Raw genomic sequence first — 21789 nt, forward strand, 5'->3', positions numbered from 1 at the left:
AGACGGCATTTTGCCGTCTTTTTTGTTTTGCCGTTTGCTTTTATACAATGTAAATGCTTGTTTGATCGATAAAAAAGTTTTCGATGGTTGCAAAATGAATGGGGTCGGCAATACCAGAGCCATCACTGTCATAAAATAATTCGCCGCTTTCTTCGTCGTAGATTAAATAATCTTGTAAATTTTGCGTATCTTGAGAAAGTTCTTTGAATATCTCGTGATTTAATTGCAATTTATCTCCTTTTTGGAAATCTTTAATGGTGGTGATATCGCCATCTAACGTGCAATCAATAAAGAATTGATCATTGCCTGCACCGCCGATGAGTGTATCGTTACCACCACCGCCAATTAAAATGTCGTCGCCGTCACCACCTTCTAAAATATTGTCGCCGCTGTTGCCGAAAAGTTTATTATCCAACGCATTGCCGATGGCATTGCGCGCGCCGGTTAATAAAACGATGTGTTCAACTTTATCAGCTAAAGTGTAATCCGTAGCGCTGCTATAGACTGTATCAATGCCGCTTCCAAGCTCAATAATTTCATCGCGATTGTCGTCGACGATATAAATATCGTTACCCTCGCCGCCGCGCAAAATATCCACACCCAAACCGCCATCAAGATAATCATCGCCTTCGCCGCCATCGATTTTATCGTCGCCCGCACCGCCAAAAATCTGATTATCGGCTTTATTACCGATTAAAACATCGTTAAACGCGGAACCTTTGAGGCGTTCGATTTGCGTATAAAAACCAATAAACGCTTGCCCTTCGGTGAAATCGCAATTGAGGATTCTGTTGAAAGTTGGAATGAAGTTGATTTTCGATTTTTCAACATTGCCGACAGCCACTGCTTCTGTTGTGATGCTATCTTTGCCTAAAAAATCATGAATATCTCGGACAAAGTTTTCCTTAACGGCAAATTTATCGAGTTTTTCACCGCTATAAATCCATGAACCGGGAGTAAGATTAACGTATACGCTGTTTTCTTCTTGCGAGGCATCAAAGGTATCAATGCCGCCACCGTCCCAAATGTAAATATCGTTATCAGCGCAGGATTGGTTAAAGGTTTTAAAAGAATAAACATCATCACCAGCGCGCGCCGTTTTGCTCACACCATAACGATAATGCAAATAAGCTAAATCAAAAATGCGGAAATCTTTAGCGCCAACAAAATCATAATTATCCTGATAGGACATGATACTAACGCCCATGCTGTCATCTTCTTCTACTGTCAAAAATTTTTTATGCGGTGGCATATTATCTTCTTTAAACGGATGGGTGAGCCCTAAAGAATGCAAAAGTTCATGCGCAGCGGTGAGCCAGCTGTCATACTCTGCTTCGGGAGAAGAATCTTTGAGAAAGTGTTCTTTATCCAAACAAACATCACCACCATAAGTTGCAAAACCAGCGGCATTAATGGAAATATCAGATAGGTAATAAGAAAAAATGAGTATCGGCAATCGAATCAACTTCTTCAAACTGCAAATCAACATAGTTTTCTAAGGTTTTTAAAGTATCGCGGATAATCTGCTTTCCTTCTGTGCTGTAGTTGATGAAATTTGAAAGCACTTCGTGACCGTAAATATTCTCATAATTTTGTAACGCTTCATCGGGAGTTGCAAAATGAAATTTGATGACGTCCCTCTCTTCAGGTCGTGTTCCATATTCATATTGCTGCAGACGTTCGCCAATAGCAAAATCATAACCATACGTTTCGTTATAATGTTCAATATTCAATACTTGCAAAAAGTACGGCAAATCATCATAGCTATTTACTTTTTCATCGTAATGCACCATTTCGCCGTTGCCGGCTTCAGCAACGCTATAAATCGTTTCATCACTAACGGAAATTTTATCACCGGCGGCATTATGCGCCGTTAATCGCGCAATGACGGAGTTTGCACCTGAACGTTCTAAATCTGCCGTGCGTACGCGTACTGAAAAAGTGAAATCATCATTGACAACGGTCTGATAAGTTTTACCGCCAACGGTCACCACAATAGCATCCTGCGTTTTTACCGCGGCGCCACTGACTTTACCGCTGATAAAAGTATCAAGATCATCATTTAATGCCGCGCTATTGACGTGATACGCGTTATCTTTTAAAGAAAGAAAATCACTTTTTAAAGTGATACGGGTATTTTCTGCCGTTAACTGTTCATCAACGGTACTAATAATCGTTATTGGCTTATTATCTGCTGTAATTCCTTCTATATCCGTTATGGTATACGCTGGATCTGCTTCAATGGAATAGCTGATGGCTTTGCCATCTGCTGCGATTAAATCTTCTTTGGCAACGTCAACGAAAAAGGTTTGATTCTCTTCATTAATGCCGGCTTCATAAGCTTTATTGCCGATTTTTAAAGTAATCGATTTCACCATCGACACGTTGCCGCCGATTTTGTAATGTTCCGTGTTGGATAAATCGAGCGTTCCTTTAATGCGCACTTTATCTTCACCGTGATGAAAACCGATGGTGCCTTGTTGTCCAATGGCGGTAATAGCAATTTGCGCTTGCACATCATTGGCAACGGTAAAGTTTTGTTTAACGGAAACATTACTATCACTGACTAAAACGGCAGTAATTTCTCCTTTTCCAAGCGCTGCCAGCGCGCTTCCTTCCATCGCATGCGTGAAATTTCCTTGCTCATCAACTTTAACTATGGCGATATTTTCATCGTCAAGCGTTAATCGCACTGATTCACCATTTTTAGCGCCTTTGATCTGTCCGCTGATCGTGATTTCTTGCTTCGCTTCGGTAACGTTAATGTGATTATCGCCGGTGATTTTTAATTCAGAGGGTTGGGGTATTGGAGTAGGCTTTTTATTGTCCGGCGGAACATCAGGATTCGGTTGTGATGGAGTATCAGGATTCGGTTGTGATGGAGTGTCAGGATTCGGTTTCGGCGGCGTTTTATTTTCCGGTTTTTCTGCGTGATGATTATTTCCGGCAAGCGCCGCGCCGATGCCCAAAACGCCGATGGCAGCTGCCGCAATTTTTGCTGATGAATGAGTCACTTGACTGGCTGCCATATTCGTTGCCGCAGCACTTTCTTCCGCTAATGCTATCAGCGCTTGTTGATCGGCAAGTCCCGTGGCGAAAGTAGTATTTAAATCGAGTAAAGCCCAACCATCGGTAATCGGGGAATACAGCGCATAATTTTGCAAAATCAAATTTGGCGTTGCCGCCGCGCCGTCTAAATAAACTTGCAAATCATGACCATCGCTTATTACGCGCGGTTGACTGACGAGCGCACCGCGTTCATCTAATATTTGATAATGCGTATTTGCTTCAATAGGAAGCCGCAACGTTTCATGATTTTTAAGCGGAATTTTCTGGTGAAACGTATTGTTTTTAATAATATTTAAAAAAATAAGCCATGGTGGTCTCCAGTTAAACGTTCAAACTGCCTTATGCGTAACGAAAAAGAAGAAATGCAATCAATTAATCTTTATAAAACGGGATATTACGTGGAAATATCGCAAAAATTTTAGAAAAAAGGTATTACGGTATTTTTACAATTATTTACAAAGAACAATAAATCTGCTCTCGTTTCAAAATATTCCGGAAACCACAATAAATAATGCTTGCAATCATGCAACACAACGCCTATAATTCGCCGCCTCTTTTAGGCATATAGCTCAGTTGGTTAGAGCACCACCTTGACATGGTGGGGGTCGTTGGTTCGAGTCCAATTATGCCTACCAATTTCACCCTGACCGTTCGGGGTTTTTTTATGCTTTTTCATTGCTCAATCGTCCAAAATGCATCATCAATTATTTCAGTATGTTGACGATTACTAACGCCCGCATTTTGGCAAAAACTATCCGCGCGCGCTCAATGAATCTTTCAGCGTCTGATGAAAAAATTCACGGCGCCGATGGCACGCAAAATAAAGTTTTTAAACGCTTTTTAAGCGCGCAAAACCACGGCATTTATACGGCAATTTTCTTGATTTTATCGCTAATCTGCGTATAATTTCCCGCCTTATCACGCGAGAGTGGCGGAATTGGTAGACGCACTGGATTTAGATTCCAGCGGGGTGACCCGTGAGAGTTCGAGTCTCTCCTTTCGCACCAAACTTGCGCCACCGGCGCTTTTTTTGTTTCTAACTAAAATATTATTGAGGTCAGCATGGAATCTTCCATCGAGAAATTAGAAGGTCTGGCGCATAAACTGACAGTCGAAATTCCGGCTGGGGATATCGATCAGGCTGTCACCCAGCGTTTAAAAAGTTTGCGTCCGCGGTTGCGGATTGATGGTTTTCGCCCTGGAAAAGTACCGCCGCATATCATCAAACAACGTTACGGCATCAGCGCGCGGCAAGACGTTTTGGGAGATGAGATTGACCGCAGTTATCGTGAAATTATCAGCAAAAGCGATTATGCGCCGGTCGCGCCGCCCCAAATTGAATTGATCAGCGGCTTTAAAGAAGGCGAAGCTTTGAAATTTGAAGCGATTTTTGAAGTGATGCCGGAAGTCGTCGTCAACGGTTTAGATGCTTTGGATATTACATTGCCCGATGCGCAATTAAGCGATAAAGATGTTGACGAAATGATCGACACTTTGCGCCGTCAACGCGCGAATTTCGTTGAATCCGACAAAATTGCCGGAAACGGCGATCGGTTAACGCTTGATTTTATCGGCACGTTAAACGGTGAACCTTTTGAAGGCGGCAAAGGCGAAGATTTCTGCTTTAATTTGGGCAGCGGTCAAATGTTGCCGGATTTTGAACGCGGTTTGCAAGGCATGAAAGCCGGCGAAGAAAAATCTTTTGACGTTCAATTCCCCGAAGACTATCCGAGCGAAAATTTAGCCGGTAAAACCGCGCAATTTGCTGCGACGCTGAAAAAAGTTGAAGCGATGATTTTGCCGGAAGTTGATGAAAGCTTTATCAAAGCGTTTGGCATTGCCAGCGGTGACGCCGCCGATTTTAGAAGAGCTATCCGCGACAATATGAGCCGTGAATTGGAAAAAGCAAAACGCCGGATTAAACGCGAACGTTTATTTGATGCGATTTTAGAAAAAAATGCCGATCAAATCGTGCCTAATGCTTCATTGCATCAAGAAATGGAACGTATGGCAAAAGAATTCAATTTAGAAAAACAAATTCCGGACACAGAAAAACGTCATCAATTAATGCATCAATTATTTGAAAAAAATGCAAAACGACGGATACAGCTCGGATTATTGTTAGGCAAATTATTCGATGAGCGGCAAATTGAAATCGATCAAAGTCGCGTGCAAGAACGTTTAGAAAGCATTGCAGCGACTTATGAAGATCCAGAAGAAGTTAAAAAATGGTATCAAAACGATGAAAAATCTCGCCGCGATTTGGAAGCCGTGATTTTAGAAGAACAATTGATCGATCAATTGTATGAAAAAGCAAAAGTTTCCTACGAAACGCGCTCATTCCAAGAAATCATGGCGGTTAACGCACAAATTCACGGTTAATTTTGCATTTCTTCTTTTTAAGGCGGCGCTTTTGCCGCCTTTTTTGTCTTCCTTATTAATTTTCGTTGTGAAAAAGATGGAAAACGCAGCGGCAATTATGATTGATGCGTAACGCAAAACCACGGCAGGAAGCAAACATCTCGCTTGCATATCCGATACAATGCCCTCATTAAGTAAATTATGTTGCTAGAAGCGTAATGATTGGCAAAGCTGTTAGTTTTTTAAGATAAAAGGAGTTGTTATGGATATTATGAATAATCTTCCAATCCCTATGGTTGTGGAGCAAACGGGACGCGGCGAACGGGCGTTTGATATTTATTCGCGTTTATTAAAAGAACGCGTGGTTTTTTTAGTCGGTGAAGTCAACGATGCTTCAGCAAATTTAGTGGTCGCGCAATTATTATTTTTAGAAGCAGAAAATCCCGATCAAGATATTCATTTTTATATTAATTCTCCAGGCGGATCAGTCACCGCAGGCATGTCGATTTACGACACCATGCAATTTATTAAACCCGATGTTAGCACCATGGTTTTGGGGCAAGCGGCATCGATGGGCGCGGTTTTATTAGCGGCAGGCGCAGCAGGAAAACGCTATGCGTTGCCGAATTCGCGCGTGATGATTCACCAACCTTTGGGCGGCTTTCGCGGTCAAGCATCTGATATTGATATTCATGCCCGTGAAATTTTGTTTATTCGTGAACGTTTGAATCAAATTTTAGCCAAACACAGCGGTCAAGATTTGGAAACAATCAGCCGCGATACCGAACGCGATAATTTTATGAGCGCAGAACGCGCGCAAGAATATGGTTTGGTTGATGCGATTTTAACGCATCGTGAATCGGTTTCCGCTTAAAGAAAAGGAGCCAGTAATGACTGAATTAATCAAATGTTCTTTTTGTGGTAAATCAGAACAAGAAGTAAACCACATTGTTGGCGGCAATGGCGTTTATATTTGCGACAGCTGCGTTGCCGGTTGCCAAAATTTGATGCAAAACCAAAATTTGACGCCCAAAGCGGATAATTCACCAAAAACCGCGGCAGATGGCGATGAAGATTTTTTCACCACCGAATTACCCACGCCGCAAGAAATTAAATCTTTTTTGGATCGTTACATTATCGGACAAGATCAGGCGAAAAAATCGTTAGCGGTCGCCGTTTATAATCATTACAAACGCTTGCGTTTAAATCAAAATGCTGAAGATGATGATGGTATTGAAATTGCCAAAAGTAATATTTTGATGATCGGCTCTACCGGTTCGGGAAAAACTTTGCTCGCTCAAACGTTGGCAAAATGTTTAAACGTACCGTTTGCCATTGCCGATGCTACAGCGTTAACGGAAGCCGGATATGTTGGCGATGACGTGGAAACGATTATTCAAAAATTATTGATGAATTGTGATAACGACGTCACGCAAGCCGAACGCGGCATTATCTACATCGATGAAATCGATAAAATCGCGCGCAAAGGCGATAGCGCTTCAATTACTCGCGACGTTTCCGGTGAAGGTGTGCAACAAGCGTTACTCAAATTAGTTGAAGGCACGATTGCTGCCGTTCCGCCGCACGGTGGACGCAAACACCCGCAACAAGAAATGACACACGTAGATACGCGCAATATTCTCTTTATTTGTGGCGGCGCCTTTGATGGTTTGGAAAAAATTATCGCCAAACGTACGGATAAAGGCAGCATTGGCTTTAATGCCGCGGTACGCGGTAAAAACAGTTTGGTAGAAGGTGCGGAAGCGCAATTATTGAAACAAGTTGAGCCGGAAGATTTGGTGAAATTTGGTTTGATTCCCGAATTTGTGGGACGGCTCCCGATCGTGACTTTGCTCGATACTTTAGATGAATCCGCATTGGTGCGCATTTTAACGGAGCCTAAAAACGCAATCGTGCGCCAATTTAGCAAAATATTCAGTTATGAACAGGTTGATTTAGAATTTGAAGATGCCGCGCTCACTGCAATTGCGCAAAAAGCGATTGCGCGCAAAACCGGCGCCCGAGGATTGCGGTCAATCGTTGAGCAATTATTGCTAGATACCATGTTTGAACTACCCACAACGTCAACTGATGTTGAAAAAATCGTGATCAGCGCTGAAAACGTCAATGACGGAACACAGCCGACTAAAATCATGAAAACTGCTTAAATTTGAGGACATTATGACAGACAAAATTTATCCGATTTTGCCATTACGCGATGTCGTCGTCTTTCCGCATGTGATCGTGCCATTATTTATTGGACGCGAAAAATCTATTGCGGCTTTGGATGCGGCAATGAATGGCAGTCAGGAGTTATTGTTGGTACCACAACGCGATCCGGCAATTGTTGAACCGACTTTGGCAGATTTGCATGAAATTGGTTCTTTAGGACGCATCGTGCAAATGGCGAAATTAAGCGATGGAACGGTAAAAGCGCTGGTTGAAGGACTGTACCGCGTGCATCTGGAAGCGTTAAATGACGATGAAAAAATGTTTAGCGCCAAAAAACGCAATATGCTCGAAAAAAATAGCACCAAAAGCGAAGAACATGACAGCATCGTTGAAATTCTCATTGAAGAATTCGCGAAATATTTGCGCAATCAAGAGCGCAGCGCTGATGAATTGTTAGAAACTTTGCGCGGTATTAATGATATCGGGCGCATCAGCGATACCATCGCCGCGCATATGGATTTCCGCATTGAAGAACGCGTGCATTTATTAGCGATGGAAGATGCTTATGAACGCAGTCAGCGGTTAATGATTTTATTAGCGCAAGAGTCTGAAAAAAATGAATTAAATAAAAAAATCAAAAACCGCGTCAAACAACAAATGGAGCGCAATCAACGCGAGTATTATCTCAACGAAAAAATTAAAGCCATTCAAAAAGAACTCGGCGAGATGGACGAAGCGCAAAATGATATCGAATTGCTCGAAGCGCAAATTAAAAAAGCCAAAATGCCGGTTGACGTTGAGAAAAAAGCGCTTTCGGAACTCAATAAATTAAAACAAATGTCGGCGATGTCGTCGGAAGCAAACGTTATCCGTAATTATTTGGAATGGCTGATTGATTATCCTTGGGCAATTGAAAAACCGGCACGCTACGATCTTGAAGAAGCCGCGCGCATTTTAGACCGCGATCATTACGGTTTGGAAGATGTGAAAGAGCGCATTTTGGAATATTTAGCCGTACAAAAACGAATTAATGAACATAACCAAAAAGAAGCCGGAACCATCGGCAAAGGTCCTATTATTTGTTTGATTGGCCCGCCGGGAGTGGGCAAAACATCGTTGGGAAAATCGATTGCGGAAGCCACGGGACGCGATTTTGACCGCATCGCTTTGGGCGGTTTGCATGATGAAGCCGAAATCCGCGGGCATCGGCGCACGTATATCGGCGCGTTACCGGGAAAAATTGTGCAGAAATTATGCAAATTGGGCAGTAATAATCCCGTTATTTTGCTCGATGAAATCGATAAAATCGGACACGATCATCATGGCGATCCCGCAGCAGCATTATTAGAAGTGCTTGATCCAGCGCAAAATCATACGTTTAACGATCATTATCTGGAAACTGATATTGATTTATCCAATGTATTATTTATTGCCACCGCGAATACGCTCAATATTTCAGAACCGTTGCTTGATCGTATGGAAGTAATTCGTTTGCCGGGTTATACCACGCAGGAAAAAATTCAAATTGCTAAGCGCTATATCTTGCCGCGGCAACGTAAAGAAAATGTGTTAAAAGCCAGCGAATTTAAAATTAAAAACGGCGTGTTAAATGATGTTATCGAAGATTACACGCGCGAAGCCGGCGTGCGCAATTTAGAGCGCGAAATCGGCAAATTAGCACGCAAAAGCGTGCGCCGTTTGCAGGAAGGAAAGCAAAAATCTATTTTGATTACGCCTAATAATTTAAAAGATTTTTTAGGCGTGGCGAAATATCACCGCAATGATGAAGATTTACAAGCCAAAATCGGCAGCGTTACGGGTCTTGCTTGGACATCAGTCGGCGGAGAATTGCTGCAAATTGAAGGCATTGCTTTTTCCGGAAAAGGTCGTCTAACGCATACGGGGCAATTAGGCGATGTGATGCAGGAATCGATTCGCACGGCATTATCCGTTGTGCGCAGTTATTTAGATGATTTAGATGATAATTTCCGTTTTGATGAATATGACATTCATCTGCATTTGCCCGAAGGCGCAACGCCAAAAGACGGCCCCAGCGCGGGCATTGCGATGGCAACAGCTTTATTGTCGGCTTTGAGTAAACAAGCTGTGCGTGGCGATTTGGCGATGACCGGCGAGATTACCTTACACGGAAAAGTATTAGCCATTGGCGGTTTGAAAGAAAAATTACTGGCGGCGCAGCGGGGGCGTTTAAAAATGGTTTTAATCCCAGAAGATAATCTTAAAGATTTAGACGAAATCCCCGAAGAAGTGAAAGCGGCGCTGGAAATTGTGCCAGTAAGCCATATTCATGAAGTTTTTGACCACGCTTTTGTTGCCGATCATGCGCCATTTAAGGCGAGAATTGAGCAAAAATCTTTGCCAACGGTGAATGCGGTAATGCATGAGACGCCGGCTGGTCGTTGCTAGATTTAATTTTTTATTATTTGTTTTTATTGTAAAAAAATATTTTTTGGTTTTGGGGATATTTGGTGGCGCCGCGTATTGTCATGAATTGTGAAGAAAAAAGTTTGACATGTGATATTGTCATCGGTAACAATTTGTGCGCGCGTGGCAACACCGCAGGATTCTCTCTTCATTCAATATAGGTACAAGGAATTATGAATAAAACCGAATTAGTTGATGTCATTGCCGAAGCAGCGGGCATCACCAAAGCTCAAGCGGGCAAAGCATTGGACGCATTCACCGATTGTGTAACCGAATCTTTAGTTAAAGGCGACAAAGTAACCCTAATCGGTTTTGGTACATTTGAAACGCGTGAACGTTCTGCTCGGATTGGACATAATCCACGCACCCGCGAAAAAATTAATATTGCAGCCAGTACAACTCCAGCATTTAAAGCGGGTAAAAAACTAAAAGATGCGGTTAACCAACCCAAAGCTGATCCAGCTAAGAAGAAGAAACCGCGTAAATAATTGTTGCCAGCGACAAAAAAAGCTACGCCAAGCGTAGCTTTTTTTATGGTTAATTTTTAAATCTTTAAAGGAGAATCCAGCGCATAGCCGTCGTTTTCAACTTGATTGAGTTCTGTTGCTAAACCGTGCGGTTGATATAAAACGTGCAGCAATTGTTGCCGCAAATGCTGCGCTAGTTGATGGCGATCCATTTCCGCGGTTTCTGCCGGCAAAAAATGCACAACGGCGCGGCTTTTTTTGCGTTTTAATAACACCGATAACGATTGCCACAAACTGATTTCGCCGTAATACGCCATCGCCGTATCCGCACGCCCAGCTTCATCAGGATAATAACAACACAGCGGCGTAATCATGGCTTTGGCATCAATTGCCGCTTGTAAAAAACTGCTTTTAAACGGCAAAATTTCTGCACCGTTAGACGTTGTTCCTTCCGGAAAAAGCGCAATAGCTTCGCCTTCGCGCAGCGCTAATGCAATGTTGTGCAGCGTTTGAGTATTGACGGCGTGACGGCTGCGGCGGATAAAAATCGTGTCCGCTTGCGCTACCAAATAACCAATGAGCCACCAATGGCGAATATCTTCTTTAGCGATAAATCGTTGGGGCGATACGGCGTTGATGATGAAAATATCCAACCAAGAAATATGATTGGCAACTAATAATTTCCCTGCGCTTGACGGAATAGCGCCGTAAACGGTTAATTGCACGCCGCATATATGCAGCAATTGCTGCGACCAATGTTGAATCCGCTGTTGCTTTTGGGTTTTATCGAAAAAGGGAAAGATGAGTGCGAGTTGTAAAATTCCGGAAATGAGATGGAGCCCGATGCGTCCTAATCGCCAGTAAAAAATCATGATTTCGTCCTTATTTTGCAAAATGGTTCCAGTAGCGGCGATTGATTTTTTCCAGCGGCATCATGATTAACATATCCGCGCAGTTAAAATCCTGATCCCAAGCGGGTTGACTGCAAATAGAAGCGCCGGCGCGCAAATATCCTTTTAATAACGGCGGACATTCTGGCTCGATATTTTCGTTTAACGGGTGCAGCGGCAAGGGGTGGTGCGGCGTGACGCGATAACATTCGGGGCAACCGTGTTTTTGGCTTAATTGGTGATATAACGCGCTTGCCGTGATGCCGCCGTCTTCCAAACAAACGCTGGCACAACCGATCATGTAGCGCACGTTTTGCTGCAAAACAAAGCGCATTAATCCCGACCATAACATCATGACGGTGGCACCGTTTCGATAATCGGGGTGCACGCAGGCGCGCCCGAGTTCGATAGTTTGCGGCAATAAATCGCGCAGCGGTTCCATGTTAAATTCGCTTTCGCTGTACCAACTGCCTAATGCTTGCGCACTGGCGGCGGTTAATAATCGGTAGCAACCGATCACTAATCCTTCTGGATTGCGTACGATTAAATGTTGGCAATAGGGATCGTATTGATCGCAATCGCGTTTTTGATCGCTTTCGATTTTTGCGCCCATTTCTTCGGCAAATATTTGATAACGCAGACGTTGTGCCTCTTCAATTTCGGCGTCAGTTTGCGCAAAAGAAACGGTTAAACGGGGTTTTTCAGCCAATGATGGATATTGTTGCAGCATCTTTATCTCCCAGTTAAAAGATGCCGCTACTCTACAAAACAAATATTTCCGCTTGATGATATGGCAGGGAAGGCGAAAAAATATAAATGATCAATACGATGAATAAAAATAGGCTGTTAACCTTTTTAAGTTTCAAATACTAATCTTGGTAGTCCTGCCACAATTTCAATAGTGAATATGGTACAAAGAAAAGTCGTAGAAATGAATGATGGCAATCGTAATAACGAAATCATTCGATAAATCGCCCTCAATTATCTGCATTGAAGCGCTGGCTTTAACTTAGCGATCCGCTGGTCTTGTACGGCATCGAAAACGTAAAATACACCCTAGTAATAAGCACAACATAGAAATAGGAATATAAATGGCAATCAAGAAATCAGATCTTTACTCATCACTCTGGGCATCTTGCGATGAATTGCGCGGCGGTATGGACGCCAGTCAATACAAAGACTACGTTCTATTCATGCTGTTCATCAAATACATCTCGGATAAATACGGTGATTCTGATGATTTTCCGCCAGTCACTATTCCGCCCGGCGCCAGCTTCAAAGACATGATTGCCCTCAAAGGCAAAAGCGATATCGGCGACAAGATCAATACACAGATTATTCAACCCTTGATCGATGCCAACACTCGCCTCGCTCGCAGCGATTTTCCTGATTTTAACGACCCGAATAAACTTGGTGAGGGTCAGGCGATGGTGGATCGCATCAGCAACCTGATCGGCATCTTCCAAAAGCCCGAACTGAATTTCTCGAAGAACCGCGCCGAGAATGACGATATTCTGGGCGATGCCTACGAATATCTGATGCGGCACTTCGCCTCGCAAAGTGGCAAAAGCAAAGGTCAGTTCTATACGCCATCAGAAGTTAGTCGCATCATGGCGAAAATCGTGGGCATTTCCCCTGCTAATACAGTGGCATCAACCACTGCGTATGACCCCACCTGTGGTTCTGGATCCTTACTGCTCAAAGTAGCCGCTGAAGCTGGAAAACCCATTACGTTGGAAGGGCAGGAAATGGACGTAACCACCGCTGGTCTCGCTCGTATGAACATGATCCTGCACGATTTTCCAACCGCTAACATTCTGCAGGGCAACACGCTGACCTCGCCGAAATTTAAAGATGGCGAGTTGTTGCGTACTTATGACTACGTTGTCGCCAATCCGCCGTTTTCGGATAAAACTTGGAGCACCGGTCTAACCCCTGCCAACGATGCATACCAACGTTTTGTTTGGGGCGAACCGCCTAAAAAGCAAGGCGACTACGCTTATTTGCTGCATATCATTCGCTCAATGAAGAGCACTGGCAAAGGCGCCTGCATTCTCCCTCACGGTGTTCTTTTCCGAGGCAATGCCGAGGCTGTCATTCGCGAAAAGCTGGTGCAGTCAGGTATCCTCAAAGGGATCATTGGCTTACCAAGCAATCTGTTTTACGGCACAGGTATTCCCGCCTGCATTCTAGTGCTGGACAAGGAAACCGCTTCCGAACGCAAAGGCATCTTCATGATTGACGCCTCCAAGGGTTTCATCAAAGATGGAGCCAAAAATCGCCTCCGTGAGCAAGACATTCATAAGATCGTCGATACCTTCACCAAGTTGACAGAGTTGCCACGCTACTCGCGCATGGTGCCGCTAACTGAGATCTCAGCCCCCAAGAATGACTACAATCTCAACCTACCCCGCTACATCGACAGCACCGAACCTGAAGACCTTCAAGATATTGACGGTCATTTACGTGGCGGGATACCAGAGCGTGACCTAGATGCGTTGAGCGATTATTGGAAGGTGTTCCCCGGTGTGCGTAATACCCTGTTCGCATCAGCCGGACGCACCGGTTATGCGCAGTTGACGTTGCCCATCGCCGAAGTGAAAACTGCCATTTTTGCACATTCTGAATTTACCGCATTCAATCAGGCGATCACCCAAATCTTTGCTGAGTGGAAGCAGGTCAATATTCCACAACTGAAGGGATTTGCGAAAAACAGCAATCCAAAACAACTGATTAAGGCGCTATCCGAAGATTTACTTGCCCGATTCAAGCCAACGCCCCTCATCAATGCCTATGACGTATATCAACACCTCATGGACTATTGGGGTGAGACAATGCAAGACGACTGCTATCTGATAGCCAACGTAGGTTGGCAGGCTGGGGCACAACCGCGTGAAGTGGTTAAAATCAAAGATGCAAATGGAAAATTGGCGTGGCCAAAAGAACCTTTTGATTACACAAAAGGCAAGCGCCGCTTCAAATCCGAACTGGTTCCCACGCCCATTCTGATCGCTCGTTATTTCATCACTGAACACGATGCCATTGAAACACTGGAAACCAAACTGGCAGATATCGAACAACAACTTCAAGAAATGATGGAAGAAAACAGCGGCGAAGAAGGATTGATGACTGAGATCATCGAAGGCGAAGGTGATAAGCAGAAGATTACTGCCAAGGCTGTCAAAACTCGCCTGAAGGAAATCAACAAAGATCCTGACTGCGCCGAGGAATATAAGGTGCTAAAAGACTACGCCGACTTGCTTGACGAACAAACCGATATCAAAGCCAAGCTGAAAGTAGCAAAAGACGATCTTGAAGCCAAAGTAAATGATAAGTATCCCAAACTGACCGAGGACGAAATCAAGCAACTTGTAGTAGACGATAAATGGCTGGCAAACTTGGCTGATGCCGTGCAAAACGAGCTGGATCGCATTTCTCAAACCCTCACCAGCCGCATCCGCCAGCTTGCGGAACGCTATGCCACGCCGCTGCCGACGCTGACTAAAGAACTCGAAGCACTATCAGCACGGGTGGAAGAACACCTCAAGAAAATGGGGGCGGTATGGAACTGAGGTCTGGTTACAAAATGACTGAGGTGGGGGTTATTCCTGAGGATTGGAAAGATGCATCCCTGGGGGAATTAGCAGAAATTCGGATGTGCAAGCGCATTTTTTCGGAACAAACAAATCCCACTGGAGATATTCCTTTTTTCAAGATTGGAACTTTTGGTAGGGCTCCTGATGCCTTTATTTCTGGCAACCTCTATCGTGAATATAAAAGAAAATATTCCTTTCCAAAAAAAGGCGACGTCTTGCTGTCGGCTGCGGGGACATTGGGAAAAACAGTTATTTACGATGGAGAAGATGCATATTTCCAAGACTCCAACATCGTTTGGCTCGACATTGATCGCACCAAGATAAAAAACGAATATCTTTATCAATGCTATCAGGCAATAAAATGGGCTTCGCCGGAAGGAAGCACAATATCTCGGCTTTACAACGGGATTATTCGAAAAACCAAAATCCCATTACCCCCGACCGAAACCGAACAACGCGCCATCGCCCAAGCCCTGAGCGATGTCGATGCATTGCTCGCCACCCTTGACAAAATGATCGCCAAGAAGCGCGATCTGAAGCAGGCGACCATGCAGCAACTACTCACTGGTGAAACTCGTCTGCCGGGGTTCAGTGGGGAGTGGCAGCTTAAACGCTTGGGTGACGTAGTTGACACTGACCCCGAAAATCTTGGTGCTGATACCGCCACCGATTTCTGGTTTAACTACATCTCATTAGAGGATGTAGATCGCGGCCAATTGAGAAGCCACTCCGAACAAGTATTTATCGATGCCCCATCGCGCGCTCGAAGAAAATTGATGCCAAACGATGTGCTTGTTTCAACAGTCAGGCCGAATCTGCAATCACATTTGCTGTTTAAAGGCGACGCAGGGCACTGGGTATGTTCAACAGGATTTTGTGTGATTCGTTGCCGCGAAGGCGTTACATGTCCAGCCTTTGTCTTCAGCCATTTTTTTGCTGCTGATGTAAATCGTCAGATCGATACTTTACTAACTGGCTCGAATTATCCCGCCATAAACAGCGGCGACGTTCGCAACTTGGAAATCATGTTCCCGAGCTACGTTGAACAATGCGCTATCGCTACCGTTCTTTCTGAGATGGACGCCGAGCTGTCAGCCCTCGAAGCGAGACGAGATAAAACTCACAACATCAAGCAAGCCATGATGCAGGAGCTGCTCACTGGAAAGACGAGGCTGGTATGAGCGTTGCGAAAATGTTTTCTAACTTTATTGACAATCTGGCGGTGAGTAACAGAGAGATGATCAGCATGCGCTATGGCGAACTCACGTCGGCGCTGAACAAGCAATTCCGCAATACAGAATCAAAAACCGCGAACACGCTTCAAATCGGCTCGTTTGGCAGAAAAACAGGCATCAATGGCATTTCCGATCTGGATATGCTGTACATCATGCCCAAGAATAAATGGGATATTCCGTTGGAGTCTATTCGGGCACGTAGAGATGCGCTTCTCGATGAGCTGCACGCAGTTTACGCCAGAGCGCCTAGCACCAATTTTAAAGCGTACAGCAACGCACAAAAATCATTAAAAAAGCTGGAAGACATGACTTTTTCCGATGAGGAAATTGATGCCTTCCTTCCAAAAGAATTGAAAAAAGTTTCCAAAGGAAGTAGCAATGTCTGAAAAAGCCAGATCCGAACGCAAGACGCAGAACCGCGTGGTTGCCCTATTTACCGCTGCAAGTCGTCCTGACTGTCTTGGGTACAATTACTTAGGTGATTGGAGTAAACGCGACAACAACCGATGCCTCGAAGCAGGTTTTTTGCGCGATAACCTCAAAAAGCGTGGTTATTCCGACGCGCATATTTCTGCGGCGCTGCAAAAGCTCCTAACCGCCACCGATTCCACCGACATCACTTTGTACCAAGCCAATCTGCGCACCTACCAACTGCTACGCTATGGTGTGCCGGTGCAGATTGCAGCTGGGCAGGCGCATGAAACTGTACACCTCATTGATTGGGAAACGCCTGACAACAACGATTTTGGTTTGGCTGAAGAGGTTACATTGCGCGGCGGCTACGAACGGCGACCTGATTTGGTTGTTTACATCAATGGCATCGCGATCGCTGTTATTGAGTTGAAACGCGGTTCGGTGGAGGTTGCCGACGGTATTCGTCAGCTTATTACCAATCAGGAAGAGATTTTCAATAAAGGATTTTTCAGCACGGTGCAGTTAGTGCTGGCAGGAAACGATTCGCAAGGTTTACGTTACGGCACCACAGGTACCCCTGAAAAGTTTTTCGTCGAATGGAAAGATAAAGACACAGCCGCATCAGAGCCCATCGCAGAAGGTGCGCTGCTCGATAAACCTTTGGCGCAAATGTTTGACAAAGTGCGCTTGCTGGATCTGATTCGCAACTTCATTATCTTCGATGCTGGGCAAAAAAAGGTGCCGCGCGTTCATCAATACCACGGCGTGAAAGCAGCACAGGAACGAGTGAAGCAGAAAGAAGGCGGTGTAATTTGGCACACCCAAGGCAGCGGCAAGAGCATTTTGATGGTGTTGCTTGCTAAATGGTTACTGGAATTTGATCCGCACGCCCGCGTCTTAGTCATTACTGACCGCGATGAGTTGGATAAGCAAATAGCGGGGGTGATGCGTAATGCAGGGGTAATTGGTGAGCATGCAGCATCGCCGCGCATCACCTCGCGCGCGGAATTGATTGAAAAGCTAGGAGCAGCTACGCCGCGTTTGATGTGTGCATTGATCCACAAGTTTGATACAACCGATTTGAAGAGCGAACCTCCGAAAGTGGTAGGCAATGTATACGTCTTTGTTGATGAATGTCATCGCACGCAAGGCGGCGATATGAACAAACAGATGAAGCGATGGCTCAAGGACGCCATTTTCATCGGTTTCACCGGTACGCCTCTATTGCGCAAAGACAAACAAACCACTCGCGAGGTTTTCGGCACTTATATCCACACCTACAAATTCAATGAAGCGGTGGCAGATAAAGTGGTGCTTGATCTGAAATATGAAGCGCGCAACGTGCCTCAACGTCTAACGTCAAAGGAAGCTATCGATGCATGGTTTGAACAAAAAACTAAAGGATTGAACAACTTTCAGCGTTCGGTTCTACGAAAACGCTGGGCAACGATGGAAAAGCTGATGAGTTCCGGTGAACGCAAGCAGCGCATTATTGCTGACATCATTCACGACTTTGGAGTCCAGCCGCGTCTCAACAATGATCGAGGCACGGCTATTCTGGTGGCAGCCTCCATCTACGACGCCTGTCACTATTTCCGTTTATTTCAAAACACGTCATTTGGCAAGCACTGCGGCATTATTACGTCCTACGAACCTAACCATAACGCGATTTCGCGCGAGCCCGAGGACAGCGATGAGCGTTACAAGTTTGATACTTACACCCAGCACGTCCTGCAGAAGAATCAAACCACTAAGGACTACGAAGATAAAACCAAGCAGCGCTTCATTAATGAGCCTGCCAATCTGAAGTTGCTGATCGTGGTAAGTAAGCTACTGACTGGATTCGATGCGCCTTCCTGTACCTACATTTACCTTGATAACGAGCTGCGCGATCACAATCTATTTCAAGCTATTTGTCGCACAAACCGGCTCGACGGCGACGATAAGGGTTACGGTCACATCGTTGACTATAAAGAATTGTTTGAGAAAGTGCAGAACTCCATTGCCGTCTACACTTCGGACGAGCTGGATATCGATGAAGATGGCGATAACGGCAACGTAGTTGTAAAAGATTGGTTAAAGGAAGGCAAAGCGCGGCTCGATGCCGCCCGAGAAGCACTGCGCTACTTATGTGAACCGGTGACTATACCTCGCGAAATAGAGCAGTATCTCCACTATTTCTGCGGTGATGCCAACGATCCAGAAGCATTGCTAAACACCGAACCGCTGCGCATCTCTTTCTACAAGTCAACAGCCACATTCCTGCGCGCTTATGCAGAAATTGCCCAGAATCTCGAGGACGCGGGATATTCGGCGGCTGATATTGCTGCACTTGAAAAGGAGGTCGAGTTCTACAGCGACACGCACACAGCGATCAAGATGCATTCGGGCGAAGAATTGGACATTAAACCTTATGAAGCGGATATGCGTCACCTCATCAACACCTACATTCAAGCAGATCCAGCCGAAGATTTGGGAAATCTTAGTTTGCTCTCACTGACCGAGCTGATCATCGAAACCGGCATTCACGATGCCATTGCCAAGAAGTTCAACCAGAAAGGCAAGCTATCGAATAATGCGATTGCTGAAGGCATCATCAACAACATACGCAAGACGATTGTTCGGGAACAACTGACTGATCCGAAGTTTTACGACGAGATTTCCAAGCTCCTCGAAGATCTGATCAAACAACAGTGCGACGATACCGCTGCTTACAAGCAATTCCTCCAGAAAGTTGAAGAGTTGGTGAAAAAGATGGCAACCAAGAATACAGGTAACTATCCGCGCGTGCTCAACGGTCACCCGGAAGCGATCGTTCTCTTCAACAATCTGGCTAGCATTTCGACGGATAAAACGTTCGTTTGTCCGACGAACGACAATGATAAAGCCGCGCTCGCGCTCAAACTTGATCAGGCGATGCGAGAGCAGGCGCCAGCAAATTGGTATGGAGATGACGTTCGTGAGAAGCAGGTGCTCAATGCACTGTTTCCCATCATGTCGAAAGATCAAACGGCGACGCAGGCTATTTTCGAAATCATCAAGAACCAACCGGGGTACCGATGAGCAACGACATGCTCCAACTGGGCGAAATTTCAATAGCGCTGATCAGAAAGGACATCAAGAATGTTCACCTCACCGTTCATCCGCCTGATGGACGCGTGACCCTCTCCACCCCAACCAATATTCGCCTAGAAGTAGCGCGTGCCTACGCGATCTCTAAGTTGCTCTGGATTCGGGAACAGCAGAAAAAACTGAAATGTCAGGCACGAGAAACACCACGCCAGTTCGTTGAGCGTGAGAGCCACCACGTTTGGGGACGGCGTTACCTAATGACGGTGAACTACCAGCATGTAAAGCCTAGTGTTGTCCTCAACAATAAACGGATCACCCTAATTGTTCGTCCGGGCAGCAGTGCAGACAAACGCGCAGAGGTGATGCATGAATGGCACAAGGCATTACTGCACGAGGTCGTACCGCCACTGATTCAAAAGTGGGAACAAAAGCTTAAAGTGAAGGTCTCAAAATATTTCCTACAACGAATGAAAACCAAGTGGGGAAGTTGTAATTATGCAGAGGGAAATATCCGCCTCAATACAGAACTGGTGAAAAAACCTAAGGATTTATTGGAGTACGTCATCGTGCATGAAATGGCTCATTTGATCGAACCCACGCACAATATTCGCTTCACCGCTATCCTTGAAGAGCATTATCCCTGCTGGCGTGAGGCGCGCGCCGAGCTCAACGAATTACCGCTGGCTGCAGAGGATTGGAAGGAATGATATGGCACTAAATCTAGCAAAAATTGTTATCGGCTATTTAAAAGCTCAACCTGAAGAAAAATTTACCGCACGGCAGATTGCCGAGTGGATATTCGACACTTATCCGGTTGAATGCCAAGAAAAACGCGCCAACAGCCGCGGCGATTACATCAAATCTGATGCGGATTTGGTGCAGCAGCTCGTCGCAGAAATCGGTTCACAACGTCCACAGTTGCAAAAGAAATATCCCAAACTCAAAACAACTGAAGGACGACCGCGCAAGTACTACTATTCGGAGCGCTCGGACAGCGCCGAAGTGACAGCTGCCGAAAGCAAGAGCACGCCAATGGCTGCTGATGCAAGTGCTTTGAAAATTGATGAACACGCTCTGTACCCGCTGCTCTCGCAATACCTATGGGAGGAGTTTGGCGTTTTTTCCAAACGCATCGACGAGAAGCGTTCTTCGAACAAGCGCGGTCCGAACGGCAACCGCTGGCTTTACCCTGACGTGGTAGGTATGGAAGATTTAGGCAAGGAATGGCATCGTGAAGTGCGCGACTGCGTAATGCAGTATTCCGACAAGCGCACCAAGTTATGGTCATTCGAAGTCAAGTTACTGCTCAACCGTTCGAACGTGCGTGAGTGTTTCTTTCAAGCTGTATCAAATTCGTCGTGGGGCAATTTCGGCTATTTAGTCGCTGCGGAAATCGGCGGCACCGATACGCTGAAGGAACTGCGAATGTTGTTTGCCGCCCACGGTATCGGTTTCATCAAGCTGGACGTGGAAAACCCTGCCGACAGCCAAGTGTTGATTCCAGCTCGAGAACGTGACGAAATCGATTGGGATATGGTCAATCGTCTGGCTACAGAAAACCGAGATTTTCTGGAATACGTGAAGCTGGTGAAGCAGTTCTACCAAATCGGAGAGGCACGCCCTGCCGACTGGGACGTTTCAGTTCTGGATTATTGACTATCGCCGATGACGGCCAGATATTCGCCGATTTGATTATGCTGGTCACGTTTATGATTTAAACCTCGAAGGCATTATAGCTGCCAAAGGAGTCTTCACGCATAACTGCCGCTGCACGCTGATGAGTTTGAGCGCACGGCAAGCGGCGAAATTGGGCTATAAAGGCACGGTGACGGCGCCGGAATATGTAGATGAATACGGCATCAGAAGACCGATTACACCGGATAAAGGTTGGGAAAGTTCACCGGAAAATAGCAGCATTCTTGCGTTGTTACGTGAGAAGGAAAAGAAAGCAGGGTTTCCGCCGGCGCATAAAGTCTTCCCCGAACCGCTGCCGTCGCCGGAACAATGGCAGGAAGTCGCCAAAATCGGCGAGCAAGTCTGGACAAAACATCTGCCGGAATTGGAGCGT

General features: G+C 45.4%; 17 protein-coding genes and 2 tRNA genes. 15 read left to right on the plus strand and 4 right to left on the minus strand.

The features are described from left to right. Positions 1 to 40: 40 nt before the first annotated feature. Both AKG33_RS03350 and AKG33_RS03355 read right to left on the minus strand, forming a co-directional pair. Positions 41 to 1489 (minus strand): calcium-binding domain-containing protein, encoded by a 1449-nt coding sequence (locus AKG33_RS03350; protein WP_011927979.1) that lies wholly within the window; start codon positions 1487 to 1489, stop codon positions 41 to 43. Then, positions 1422 to 3305, minus strand: a complete 1884-nt coding sequence (locus tag AKG33_RS03355) for a hypothetical protein (protein WP_050707932.1) — start codon at positions 3303 to 3305, stop codon at positions 1422 to 1424. Before AKG33_RS03355 ends, AKG33_RS03350 begins: the two co-directional genes overlap by 68 nt. A 322-nt stretch (positions 3306 to 3627) precedes the next feature. Between AKG33_RS03355 and AKG33_RS03360 the strand changes: the two genes are divergently transcribed. The 8 genes from AKG33_RS03360 (at position 3628) to AKG33_RS03390 (ending at position 10535) form a co-directional block, all read left to right on the plus strand. After that, a tRNA-Val gene (locus tag AKG33_RS03360) sits at positions 3628 to 3704 on the plus strand. A gap of 79 nt (positions 3705 to 3783) precedes the next feature. After that, the gene (locus tag AKG33_RS07160) at positions 3784 to 3975 is read left to right on the plus strand and encodes a hypothetical protein (protein ID WP_081423577.1); all 192 of its coding nucleotides are present in this window, start codon (positions 3784 to 3786) and stop codon (positions 3973 to 3975) included. 16 nt (positions 3976 to 3991) lie between these two features. Continuing rightward, positions 3992 to 4076 (plus strand) — tRNA-Leu (locus AKG33_RS03365). 55 nt (positions 4077 to 4131) lie between these two features. Further along, positions 4132 to 5451 (plus strand): trigger factor, encoded by a 1320-nt coding sequence (tig, locus tag AKG33_RS03370; protein WP_011927976.1) that lies wholly within the window; start codon positions 4132 to 4134, stop codon positions 5449 to 5451. 241 nt (positions 5452 to 5692) lie between these two features. Then, positions 5693 to 6304 (plus strand): ATP-dependent Clp endopeptidase proteolytic subunit ClpP, encoded by a 612-nt coding sequence (gene clpP / locus AKG33_RS03375; RefSeq protein WP_011927975.1) that lies wholly within the window; start codon positions 5693 to 5695, stop codon positions 6302 to 6304. A 16-nt stretch (positions 6305 to 6320) separates the two neighbouring features. Next, on the plus strand, positions 6321 to 7598 hold the full coding sequence (clpX, locus tag AKG33_RS03380) for an ATP-dependent Clp protease ATP-binding subunit ClpX (protein WP_011927974.1): 1278 nt from the start codon (positions 6321 to 6323) through the stop codon (positions 7596 to 7598). A 13-nt stretch (positions 7599 to 7611) separates the two neighbouring features. Then, a complete protein-coding gene (gene lon, locus AKG33_RS03385; protein WP_050707933.1) occupies positions 7612 to 10029 on the plus strand; it encodes an endopeptidase La in 2418 nt (805 codons plus the stop codon). A gap of 191 nt (positions 10030 to 10220) precedes the next feature. Further along, on the plus strand, positions 10221 to 10535 hold the full coding sequence (locus tag AKG33_RS03390) for an HU family DNA-binding protein (RefSeq protein ID WP_011927972.1): 315 nt from the start codon (positions 10221 to 10223) through the stop codon (positions 10533 to 10535). A 56-nt stretch (positions 10536 to 10591) separates the two neighbouring features. On the opposite strand, the gene AKG33_RS03395 is transcribed toward AKG33_RS03390, so the two are convergent. Further along, the gene (locus AKG33_RS03395; RefSeq protein WP_050707934.1) at positions 10592 to 11386 is read right to left on the minus strand and encodes a lysophospholipid acyltransferase family protein; all 795 of its coding nucleotides are present in this window, start codon (positions 11384 to 11386) and stop codon (positions 10592 to 10594) included. A 10-nt stretch (positions 11387 to 11396) separates the two neighbouring features. Next, a complete protein-coding gene (locus tag AKG33_RS03400) occupies positions 11397 to 12134 on the minus strand; it encodes a GNAT family N-acetyltransferase (RefSeq protein WP_011927970.1) in 738 nt (245 codons plus the stop codon). A 361-nt stretch (positions 12135 to 12495) separates the two neighbouring features. Between AKG33_RS03400 and AKG33_RS03405 the strand changes: the two genes are divergently transcribed. The 7 genes from AKG33_RS03405 to AKG33_RS03435 form a co-directional block, all read left to right on the plus strand. Next, positions 12496 to 14976, plus strand: coding sequence for an N-6 DNA methylase (locus AKG33_RS03405; protein WP_050707935.1), 2481 nt, complete (start codon positions 12496 to 12498; stop codon positions 14974 to 14976). Continuing rightward, positions 14967 to 16181, plus strand: a complete 1215-nt coding sequence (locus AKG33_RS03410; protein ID WP_050707936.1) for a restriction endonuclease subunit S — start codon at positions 14967 to 14969, stop codon at positions 16179 to 16181. The genes AKG33_RS03405 and AKG33_RS03410 overlap by 10 nt, the downstream gene beginning before the upstream one ends. Beyond that, positions 16178 to 16621 (plus strand): SMODS domain-containing nucleotidyltransferase, encoded by a 444-nt coding sequence (locus AKG33_RS07355; RefSeq protein ID WP_050707937.1) that lies wholly within the window; start codon positions 16178 to 16180, stop codon positions 16619 to 16621. Before AKG33_RS03410 ends, AKG33_RS07355 begins: the two co-directional genes overlap by 4 nt. Then, the gene (locus tag AKG33_RS03420) at positions 16614 to 19712 is read left to right on the plus strand and encodes a type I restriction endonuclease subunit R (RefSeq protein WP_050707938.1); all 3099 of its coding nucleotides are present in this window, start codon (positions 16614 to 16616) and stop codon (positions 19710 to 19712) included. The genes AKG33_RS07355 and AKG33_RS03420 overlap by 8 nt, the downstream gene beginning before the upstream one ends. Continuing rightward, positions 19709 to 20428, plus strand: a complete 720-nt coding sequence (locus AKG33_RS03425) for a M48 family metallopeptidase (RefSeq protein ID WP_041729390.1) — start codon at positions 19709 to 19711, stop codon at positions 20426 to 20428. Before AKG33_RS03420 ends, AKG33_RS03425 begins: the two co-directional genes overlap by 4 nt. 1 nt (position 20429) lies before the next feature. Continuing rightward, positions 20430 to 21377: a COG2958 family protein gene (locus AKG33_RS03430; protein WP_050707939.1), complete on the plus strand. Its 948-nt coding sequence runs from the start codon at positions 20430 to 20432 to the stop codon at positions 21375 to 21377. A 121-nt stretch (positions 21378 to 21498) separates the two neighbouring features. After that, on the plus strand, positions 21499 to 21789 hold a 291-nt coding region (locus tag AKG33_RS03435), incomplete at its 3' end, for a hypothetical protein (protein ID WP_050707940.1).

It is taken from the genome of Dichelobacter nodosus, assembly GCF_001263335.1.
Classification (GTDB): domain Bacteria; phylum Pseudomonadota; class Gammaproteobacteria; order Cardiobacteriales; family Cardiobacteriaceae; genus Dichelobacter; species Dichelobacter nodosus.